The 8,819-nt window shown below is 63.7% G+C and carries 7 protein-coding genes and 1 pseudogene; 4 read left to right on the forward strand and 4 right to left on the reverse strand.

All coding sequences use genetic code 11. The annotated features are described in order from the left end of the window. Positions 1 to 107 precede the first annotated feature (107 nt). The 3 genes from ACOQFS_RS14380 to hsdR all read right to left on the reverse strand — a co-directional run bounded on the left by ACOQFS_RS14380 (position 108) and on the right by hsdR (position 5,772). Positions 108 to 1,586: a restriction endonuclease subunit S gene (locus tag ACOQFS_RS14380; protein ID WP_421563508.1), complete on the reverse strand. Its 1,479-nt coding sequence runs from the start codon at positions 1,584 to 1,586 to the stop codon at positions 108 to 110. A gap of 11 nt (positions 1,587 to 1,597) precedes the next feature. Then, positions 1,598 to 3,076 (reverse strand): type I restriction-modification system subunit M, encoded by a 1,479-nt coding sequence (locus ACOQFS_RS14385; protein WP_421563509.1) that lies wholly within the window; start codon positions 3,074 to 3,076, stop codon positions 1,598 to 1,600. Positions 3,077 to 3,288: 212 nt separating this feature from the next. Next, positions 3,289 to 5,772, reverse strand: coding sequence for an EcoAI/FtnUII family type I restriction enzme subunit R (gene hsdR, locus ACOQFS_RS14390; RefSeq protein ID WP_421563510.1), 2,484 nt, complete (start codon positions 5,770 to 5,772; stop codon positions 3,289 to 3,291). A 116-nt stretch (positions 5,773 to 5,888) separates the two neighbouring features. Between hsdR and ACOQFS_RS14395 the strand changes: the two genes are divergently transcribed. Together ACOQFS_RS14395 and ACOQFS_RS14400 are read left to right on the forward strand one after the other, a co-directional pair. After that, positions 5,889 to 6,302, forward strand: a complete 414-nt coding sequence (locus ACOQFS_RS14395; RefSeq protein ID WP_421563511.1) for a YkgJ family cysteine cluster protein — start codon at positions 5,889 to 5,891, stop codon at positions 6,300 to 6,302. Positions 6,303 to 6,452: 150 nt separating this feature from the next. Further along, positions 6,453 to 7,247, forward strand: a complete 795-nt coding sequence (locus tag ACOQFS_RS14400; protein ID WP_421563512.1) for a DUF72 domain-containing protein — start codon at positions 6,453 to 6,455, stop codon at positions 7,245 to 7,247. 11 nt (positions 7,248 to 7,258) lie between these two features. Here the strand turns inward: ACOQFS_RS14400 and ACOQFS_RS14405 are convergent, their stop codons facing one another. Beyond that, positions 7,259 to 7,573, reverse strand: a complete 315-nt coding sequence (locus ACOQFS_RS14405; RefSeq protein WP_421563513.1) for an acylphosphatase — start codon at positions 7,571 to 7,573, stop codon at positions 7,259 to 7,261. 121 nt (positions 7,574 to 7,694) lie between these two features. On the opposite strand from ACOQFS_RS14405, the pseudogene ACOQFS_RS14410 reads away from it, so the two are divergent. Continuing rightward, a pseudogene (locus ACOQFS_RS14410) lies at positions 7,695 to 7,937 on the forward strand (ATP-binding protein); the annotation flags it as partial. Between the two features lie 190 nt (positions 7,938 to 8,127). Next, the gene (locus ACOQFS_RS14415) at positions 8,128 to 8,565 is read left to right on the forward strand and encodes an OsmC family protein (RefSeq protein ID WP_421563514.1); all 438 of its coding nucleotides are present in this window, start codon (positions 8,128 to 8,130) and stop codon (positions 8,563 to 8,565) included. The last annotated feature ends 254 nt before the right edge of the window (positions 8,566 to 8,819 follow it).

Here is an 8,819-nt window from a genome sequence, read left to right on the forward strand (position 1 = left end):
CGGTGAAGGTGTCGGCTCCGCGCATGTCTGGCTTGTCTGTCTGGTCGGTTGGGTTGCCTCAATTGTCCTGGCAAGACGTCAACCGGGAAACGACGGTGGGGAGTATTTCAGCAGCCTGCTAGCAGAAAGAGCACAAACTCATGAAGCCCCACATCAGCTGGAACAATTCGGCAAATAGCACGTGCAATGTTTGCACCCGCCCATGTCTTGGGTGCCACGCCAAGCTTCCCGATACTGCCTACCACGCCCATCAATATCTCTCCACCCTCAAGTCGAGTCCGCGGGAACTGAGCATCAACCTCTGGGGTTATCGTTTTTTCCGGTCTTTCAGGTGGGTTAGTGATTGAAAGGTCAGCAATACGGACAAATGGCACCCCTGTCGATACGTCTGGCCCCGGAACAAGCACACCGTAAGCAATTGGCTTCTGAGGGTGAATCAACTCATCAAACCTCACCCACTCCCACCCCACCGGCAACTCAAATGGCTTTTCCTCGTCGGTGATGGGCGGCAGGGGTTTGTCGCGTTTGATCTGGCCGGTGGCGATGAGGCGGTCTTTTTCGGCGCGGATCTTTTGCAGCAGGGCGCTGGCGGATTCGTCGGTGGGGTCTTGGGGCACGAGCAGGCCGCGCACGGCCAGTTGCAGCAGGGTTTGCTCCAGGGCGTCGATGGCCTCGGGGCGGTCCAGCAGCAGGTCGAAGTGCTGGGCCACGCGCTGCCAGTGGGCGGCCAGTTCTTCGGGCGTGGTGCTGGCGGTGAGCGTGCCCAGCAGGGTGCTGACCAGTTGGGCGTGTTGCGCGGCCTCCAGCTGGCCCTTGGCCTCCAGCGCATCGCACAGGCGCATGAGGGCTTCGACGCGGGTGACGATGCGGGATTGTTCGGCGAGTGGGGGGAGTGGAACCAGATGACTGACCACAGTAGATGTGTTCAGCTCGATCTGGTTGGTAGTGCCAGATGCAGAACCTTCAATCTCGCTCTGTACATAGGGGGACTGAATCCATCGCCACAAAAACCAGCTGCTGATCTGCAAAGGCCGCACAACGGTCACGTGCGAGTCCGCAACAAGTCCAGCGCTACCGTGCTCAAAAGAAACAAGGCAAGCGCGACCAATAGTGCCTGTACCTGTTGAGTTCCAAAGCAAATCTCCTGCTTGCAAGAAGCGAATCGGTTCGTACTTTGCCAAGGATTCCGGTGTGACAAATCGCGCGGGGGCCAAGTCCAAGCCGTGCCAACGAACGCACTTCTGAGACACCACGCGGTGCTCAGAGTTCTCCGCATAGACAGGTCCCTTGCCGCGTTGGATGTAGGAACATAGGTCACCAAGCCTCACCCACTCCCACCCCTGCGGCAACTCAAACGGCTTTTCCTCCTCCCCAATCTCCGCCAGCGGCTTGTCCCGCTTGATCTTGCCCTCGGCGATCAGCCGATCCTTCTCCGCCCGAATCTTCTGCAGCAGCACACCCGCCGGTTCATCGGCCGGGTCTTGCGGCACCAGCTTGCCTTGCACGGCCAGGGTGAGGATGAGTTCGCGCAGCTTGGCGACGCCACCGGGGGCAGTGGCGATTAGCTCCATATTTGATAGCAGCATGCGCTTATTCCTCAAGCGCTAGCGGCTGTTTTGGCCAAAGACTGGGCGAGGATGCCCTTGAGCTCGTCGCGCAGGGCCTGGGCTTCGGCCTGCAGGCGGGCGTAGTCGGCCAGCAGCTCGTCGGGGTCGTGGCTTTGCTGCTCACCGATGTGGGGATTCTTTTGGTCCAGGTTGTAGCCAGCGGCCTTGATCTGGTCGATGCTGACCTTCCAGGCCCGTTCGTTTTCCACGCGGGCGGCAAAGCCATCGGCCTCGGTGCCCCACCAGGCTTTTTCGGCATCGAACTCGTCGATGCGGATGGGCTTGGTCTTGTTGTAGGTTTTGACGCCCTGGGGGTAGGGGTGCTCGTAGTACCAGATGTGCTGGGTGGGCTGGCCTTTGGTGAAGAACAGCAGGTTGGTTTTGATGCCGGTGTAGGGCGCAAACACGCCGTTGGGCAGGCGCACGATGGTGTGCAGGTTGCAGTGCTGCAGCAGTTGTTCTTTGATGCGGGCCTTGACGCCTTCGCCAAACAAAAAGCCATCGGGCAGCACCACGGCGGCGCGGCCGCCGGGTTTGAGCAGGTGCTGGATGAGCACGAGGAAGAGGTCGGCGGTTTCTTTGGTGCGCACGTCGGCGGGGAAGCCCGCCTCGATGCCGGGCTCTTCAATGCCGCCAAAGGGCGGGTTGGTGAGGATGACGTTGACGCGGTCTGCCGCCGTGTAGTCCCGCAGGGGGCGGGCCAGGGTGTTGTCGTGCACGATCTGGCTGGGCACTTCAATGCCGTGCAGCAGCAGGTTGGTAACGCACAGCATGTGCGGCAGCTGCTTTTTCTCCACACCGCGAATGCTGTTTTGCAGCACGGCTTCTTGCTCTGCGTTGTGCACCTGTTTGCGCAGGTGCTCGATGGCGCAAACGAGGAAGCCGCCGGTGCCGGTGGCCGGGTCCATAACACTTTCGCCCAACTGGGGGTTGGTCATGTCCACCATGAACTGGGTGACGGCGCGGGGGGTGTAGAACTCGCCCGCGTTGCCGGCGCTTTGCAGGTCGCGCAATATCTTCTCGTACAGGTCGTTGAACTGGTGGCGCTCGGCCTGGCGGTTGAAGTCGATGGCGTTGAGTTTGTTGACCACCTGGCGCAGCAGGTGGCCGCTTTTCATGTAGTTGTAGGCGTCTTCAAACACGCCGCGCACCACGTAGCCGCGTGGGTTGCGTTGTGGGTCGGCGCTCAGGCCCTTGAGGGAGGGGAAGAGCTGTTTGTCCACAAAGTCGAGCAGGGCATCGCCGGTCATGCCCTCGGCATCGGCCGCCCAGTGGCGCCAGCGCAGGTGCTCGGCAATGGGGCTCTTGTAATCGTCGCGGGTAAGTTCGAGTTCTTCTTCCAGCGCGTCAAACACCTTGAGGAACAGCAGCCAGGTGAGCTGGCTGATGCGCTGGGCGTCACCATCCACGCCAGAGTCCTGGCGCATGATGTCTTGGATGGATTTGATGACGGGGGTGAGGTTGGACATGGAACGCGGGATTTAAGTAAAAACAGGCTCTATCGCTTATCTAACAAGCGCTAGCAGCTATCAAAACAGGAGTATTTGGCGAAATGCGGCAGCACACTGGTATTGAGTCGGCTTGATTCAACTTGAACCGTTCACGCTGAGCTTGTCGAAGCGCCGCGCAGGGCTTCGACAGGCTCAGCCCGAACGGTTTTTTCAAGTTCAAAGTTGCCGACTCAATAGTGGGCCGGGTGCGTAGCGTACAGCGCTTGCTCCAGCGCCTGCAGTGCACTGAGGTATTCCGGCCGCCCGCCAAAGCTGCGCACCAGCTCCACCGGGCTGCCCAGGTCGGTGAAGGGCTGGAGCTTGAAGACTTCGTTGCTCTCGATGGTGGCGATGCCTTCGTCGGCGTATTTGTCGAGCAGGGCGTCGAGCACCTTGCGGGCGACGGGGCCGTATTGGGTGAAGACGTTGCGCTTTTTGACGCGCTGGGCGCGCTCGCGGCGGGTGAGCGGGGGCTGGTCGTAGGCGACGTGCAAAAGCAGATCGAACGGGTCGAGGTCCACCATGCCCGTGCGTGCCACTTCAGCGGCCAGGGCGTCGAGCAGAACCCCCTCGGACTCCAGCTCGGCCAGCAAGGCGGCCTTGCGGTCGGCCTGTTGCCAGGTTTGCAGAAACTGGTCGAGCGAGTCGTATTTCTTGAGCAGGTTGATGCGGGTGTAGTCGCGCAGGCTTTCGGTGATGAGCTTGCCGTCTGCGTTGAGGTACTGCACCCGCTCACGCGCCACGGCCACGGTGACGTTGCTGCCGAGGGTGTATTTGCGGGGTTCGTCGGCGCCTGCGCCGCCCTCGCCGGGGCCTGCGGTGGTGAGGGGCCACGCATCAGGGCCTGCACCACCGGGCTGGCCGGTGGGGGGTAAGTCCACCGGCGGGGGTGGGGCCATGGGCTCGCCGGGCTGTGGTTCGTACACCTGCACGGGCTCGCCGTCGAAGTCTTTGTCGGCAAAGAGTTCGGTGGCGCGCTTGAAGTCGAGGATGGTGAACCAGCTTTTGCCCAGGTCTTCGCGCAGGCGGGTGCCCCGGCCAATGATCTGCTTGAACAGCGTCATGGACTTGATGGTCTGGTCCAGCACGATGAGCTTGCAGGTTTGGGCATCGACGCCCGTGCTCATGAGCTTGGAGGTGACGGCGATGACCGGGTAGGTCTTCTCGGGGTCGATGAAGTTGTCCAGCTCGCGCTTGCCCTCCAGGTTGTCACCGGTGATTTGCACCACGTATTTGGGCTGGGTTGCGCACAGGTCGGCATTGGCGTTGCTGAGTGCCTTGCGCATGCGCTCGGCGTGCTCGATGTCTTCGCAAAAGACGATGGTCTTGGCGTAGCGGTCGGTGGCCTTGAGGTATTCGGTGACTTTGGCGGCCACCACGGCGTCGCGCTGCTCCATGACGAGCTTGCGGTTCATGTCGGCGCCGGTGTAGATACGGTCTTCGATGAGGTGGCCGAACTTGTCGCGCTGGCCCTCGGTGGGGCGCCAGCCGAAGGTATCTTTGTCGAGGTCCACGCGCACCACTTTGTAGGGTGCGAGATAGCCGTCTTCAATGCCTTGCTTCAAGCTGTAGGTGTAGAGCGGCTCGCCAAAGTAGTCGATGTTGGAGACGTCTTCCGTCTCCTTGGGCGTGGCCGTGAGGCCGATCTGCGTGGCGCTGGCAAAGTAGGTGAGGATGTCGCGCCAGGCGGAATCTTCGGCCGCGCTGCCCCGGTGGCATTCGTCCACGACGATAAGGTCGAAGAAGTCGGGGCTGAACTGTTTGTAGATATTGCGCTCTTCTTGCGTGCCGGTGACGGCCTGGTAGAGCGAGAGGTAGATCTCGTAGCTTTTGTCGACCACCTTGGTGGTCTTGTTCACGGCCAGGTCCACGTCTTCCACGGTGATCTGACCTTGGGCATCTACCCGCTCCACGCCCTTGGCATGGGGGCTGAGCTTGGCCATCGCGCCCTTGAAGGGGCGGAAGTCGTTGACCATGGTCTGGTCGATGAGGATGTTGCGGTCGGCCAAAAACAGGATGCGTTTTTTGGCCCCGCTTTTCCACAAGCGCCAGATGATCTGGAACGCGGTGTAGGTTTTGCCGGTGCCCGTGGCCATGACAAGCAGCACGCGGTTTTGGCCTGCGGCAATGGCCTCGACCGTGCGGTTGATGGCCCCGAGCTGGTAGTAGCGCGGGGTTTTGCTAGGGGCGTAGTCGGTGGCGGCAATGTGCTCCACCGCAGGCGTCCAGCCCTTCCAGGCGCAGTACTTGGCCCACAGCTCGGCAGGGGTGGGGAATTGGTTCAGCGTAATGTCGCGCTCCAGCATGCCATCGGACAAGGTGGCATCGCGGAACACAAAGCCATCGCCATTGCTGGCAAAGCTGAAGGGCACGCCCAAAAGCTCAGCATATTGAATGGCCTGGGGCATGCCTGCGCCGACGGAGTGCTTGGCGTCTTTGGCCTCCACCACCGCCAGGGGCACGTTGGGCTTGTGGAACAGCACGTAGTCGGCCCGCAGCATCGAGGCCTTGTCGCGGTGGGAAGCCTGGCCTCGCACCACCACGCGGCCGGGGCGCAGGGTGTATTCACGCAGGATGTGTTGCTCGCGCGTCCAGCCCGCTTGCACCAGTGCGGGTGTGATGAAACGGTCGCAGATGTCGGTTTCGCTGAGATGGCTTTGGGGCGATGCGCTCACTCGTCGGACCTTGTGGTGGGAGGGGTGGACAGCGGGGTGTGAACTGTCTGGCGAGTATGGCCCAAGTGTTACCAAGTGCAGCGCCCTGTATTGCACGCAGGCACAATCCCACCCACATGCGCTCCCCCATTGCCATCGTTGACGTCGACCGCCTCGACACCTGGACCCGCTACCGCGCGGGCCTGTGCGATACCTGTGCGGCCAATTGCTGCACCATGCCGCTGGAGGTGCAGTTGTCCGACCTGGTGCGGCTGGAACTGGTGGACCCGTTCGAGGCCGAGCATGAAGAAATTCGCCACATTGCCAAGCGGCTGCAGAAGGCACGGTTGATCGACCACTTCAATCACAAGAACGCGCTTTTCACGATGGCGCGGCGGGCCAGTGGGGACTGCAATTTTCTCGACCCCAAAACGCGGCTGTGCACGGTGTATGACCAGCGGCCCGAGACCTGCCGCCTGCACCCGCAGAAGAAGAGCCCCAAGCCGGGCTACTGCGCCTATGGCGCGCGCGATCTGCAGCGGCGGGGCTGAGGGGCTGCGGCTAAGGGGCGTGGCAGCCGCTGCGCACACTGCGCCCCGGTGCGCTGTGGGCACGCCCCCTGCAGGGGCCGGCGCGACCATGGCGTGGCGGTCCGCATGCCAAGAGCGATGGGGCATGAACGAATTCGTGAGGGCAACGCCATGGAGATCTCTGCCAACCACCCCGCCGTCGCCCTTTGCAACTCACTCATCCGCGTCGGCATCGGTGGCTGGACCTTCGAGCCCTGGCGCAGCAACTTCTATCCCGCAGGCCTATCGCACAGCAAGGAGCTGCACCACGCCAGCCGACAGCTCACGGCGATCGAGGTCAACGGCACCTACTACAGCACGTTCAAGCCGCCCACGTTTGCCAAGTGGCACGCTGAAACGCCCGAAGGGTTCCTGTTCTCGCTCAAGGCCCACCGCTTTGCCACGCACCGGCGCGTGCTGGCGGATGCGGGCGATGCGATCGCGCGGTTTGTCGACAGCGGCATCTCCGAACTGAAAGACAAGCTCGGGCCCATCGTGTGGCAGTTCATGCCGACCAAAGCGTTCGATCCGGACGATTTCGAAGCCTTTCTGGCGCTGCTGCCGCGCGAGGTGGATGGCCTGCGCCTGCGCCACGCGCTGGATGTGCGCCACCCGAGTTTTGCGACGCCAGCATTTGTGGCGCTGGCGCGCCGCCATGGCTGCGTGCCGGTGTGCACCGACTCTGAAAAATTCCCGGCCATCGCGGACGCCGAGGCGGACTTCGCCTACCTGCGGCTGATGCGCAGCCAGGCCGATGTGCCCACGGGCTACCCGGCCAAGGCGATTGCGCAGTGGGCCCAGGGTGTGCGCGCGTGGACCGGCGGCGAGCGGCCGCGCGATGTGTTCGTGTACTTCATCAACGGCGCCAAAGAGCGGGCGCCTGCAGGGGCCATGGAGCTGCTGAGGCAGCTGGGTCTTCGCGCATAGCAGCGGCGCAGCTACACCGTCTCGCGCTGTGTGAAGCCCTGCGGGGCCTCGCCACCATCGGGCACATTGCCCACCACCACGCGGTCCACCCGCGCAGGCTCGGGGCCCTGGTGCGCCCAGGCGATGAGGGCCAGCACGGCCTGCTCCGGGCCCCAGGCGCAGGCCTCCACACGGCCGTCGCTGCGGTTGCGCACCCAGCCGGCCACACCCAGGCGTTCGGCCGCCTGCACCATGGACCAGCGGTATCCCACACCCTGCACGCGGCCCGATACCAGGAGGTGGCGGACGAGGGTGGCGGGCGGGGAGGAAGAGGTGGGTGCGCTCATGGCGGCACTGTAGCGCCTGTAGCGCCTGTAGCGCCTGCGGCGCATTCAGCATCTGCAGCGCCTGCGGCGCCGCGGGGGCCCGGACTTGTGGCGCCCGGTCCGCCACGGCACACTGCCTTCCATGACCGGCCGCACCCCCAAGGCCCTGCCCGCCATCGACCCCGCGCGCTGCACCGGCTGCGGCTGGTGCGTGGCGGTGTGCGCGCCCCATGTGCTGTCGCTGCAGGTGCAGGCGGGCGATGGCGACCACGCGCCCCCGGCTGCTTGGGGGCAAAAGCGCTCGGTGCTGCACGATGCGCCGGCCTGCACCGGCTGCGCGCTGTGCGCGGTGCGCTGCCCGTTTGGGGCGATTGCCATGGTGCGCCTGCCGGGTGCAGCGGACACCGTCAGCGCGGCCCGAACTGGCGGCTTTGTCCCACAGGGGCCAGCCGCCGTGCGTGATGAGATCGCGGATGGCGGACAAGGCACTGCGCACCGCGCGTCGCCACACGCTCCGCGCACCGGTGGCGGCGCCCTTGTTGTTCGTCGCCCCTCTACCGACCAAGGAGAACCCCATGTCTGAAAAACGAGCCAGTGTTCACTGGGTAGGCGCCGGCAAGGCCGGCCAGGGCCAGATCAGCACCGAGACCGGCGCGCTCGACAAGTACCCCTATGGCTTTGCAAGCCGCTTCGGCGACGACCGCAAGGGCACCAACCCCGAAGAGATTCTGGGCGCGGCGCACGCCGCCTGCTTCACCATGGCGTTTTCGTTTGCCGCCGACAAGGCGGGCGTCAAGACCGAAACCCTGTCCACCACCGCCGCCGTGCGCCTGGCCAAGGAGGGCGACGGTTTCGTCATCGACCGCATTGCCCTCACGCTCGAAGCCAAGGTGCCCGGCATGGACGACGCGGCCTTTCAAAAGCTGGCGGCCGAGGCCAAGGCCAACTGCCCGCTGTCCAAGGCGCTGGCGGCCGTGCCGGAGATCACGCTGCAGGCCAAGCTGGTGCAGTAAGGATCCAAAAATTTGAATCAAAACTGGCTTCAGCGCTTATTCATCAAGCGCTGAAAGCTATTGTTTTTGCAGCATACGCGCCGTGGCAGATTCTGTTGCCGCAGGTGCTCCCTCCGCGGCTTGACGCCCCCGCCACCGCCTAGGAGTCTGCGCGGTAGAAGGCATCGAAGCGAAACGCGCGAAAACCGAGGATCGCGGGGTGCTGCCGACAAGCCCAGGGTGGCCCCCTGGGCGCAGGCGGTCGTACCGCGCGA

Source organism: Paracidovorax sp. MALMAid1276, assembly GCF_049198005.1.
Taxonomy (GTDB): domain Bacteria; phylum Pseudomonadota; class Gammaproteobacteria; order Burkholderiales; family Burkholderiaceae_C; genus Acidovorax.

What these genes read in the sequence shown, in the direction of transcription:
- ACOQFS_RS14380 (WP_421563508.1), bottom strand. Translation starts at nt 1,586, where the DNA reads ATGCTGCTATCAAATATGGAGCTAATCGCCACTGCCCCCGGTGGCGTC.
- ACOQFS_RS14385 (WP_421563509.1), bottom strand. Translation starts at nt 3,076, where the DNA reads ATGTCCAACCTCACCCCCGTCATCAAATCCATCCAAGACATCATGCGC.
- ACOQFS_RS14395 (WP_421563511.1), top strand. Translation starts at nt 5,889, where the DNA reads ATGCGCTCCCCCATTGCCATCGTTGACGTCGACCGCCTCGACACCTGG.
- ACOQFS_RS14400 (WP_421563512.1), top strand. Translation starts at nt 6,453, where the DNA reads ATGGAGATCTCTGCCAACCACCCCGCCGTCGCCCTTTGCAACTCACTC.
- ACOQFS_RS14405 (WP_421563513.1), bottom strand. Translation starts at nt 7,573, where the DNA reads ATGAGCGCACCCACCTCTTCCTCCCCGCCCGCCACCCTCGTCCGCCAC.
- ACOQFS_RS14415 (WP_421563514.1), top strand. Translation starts at nt 8,128, where the DNA reads ATGTCTGAAAAACGAGCCAGTGTTCACTGGGTAGGCGCCGGCAAGGCC.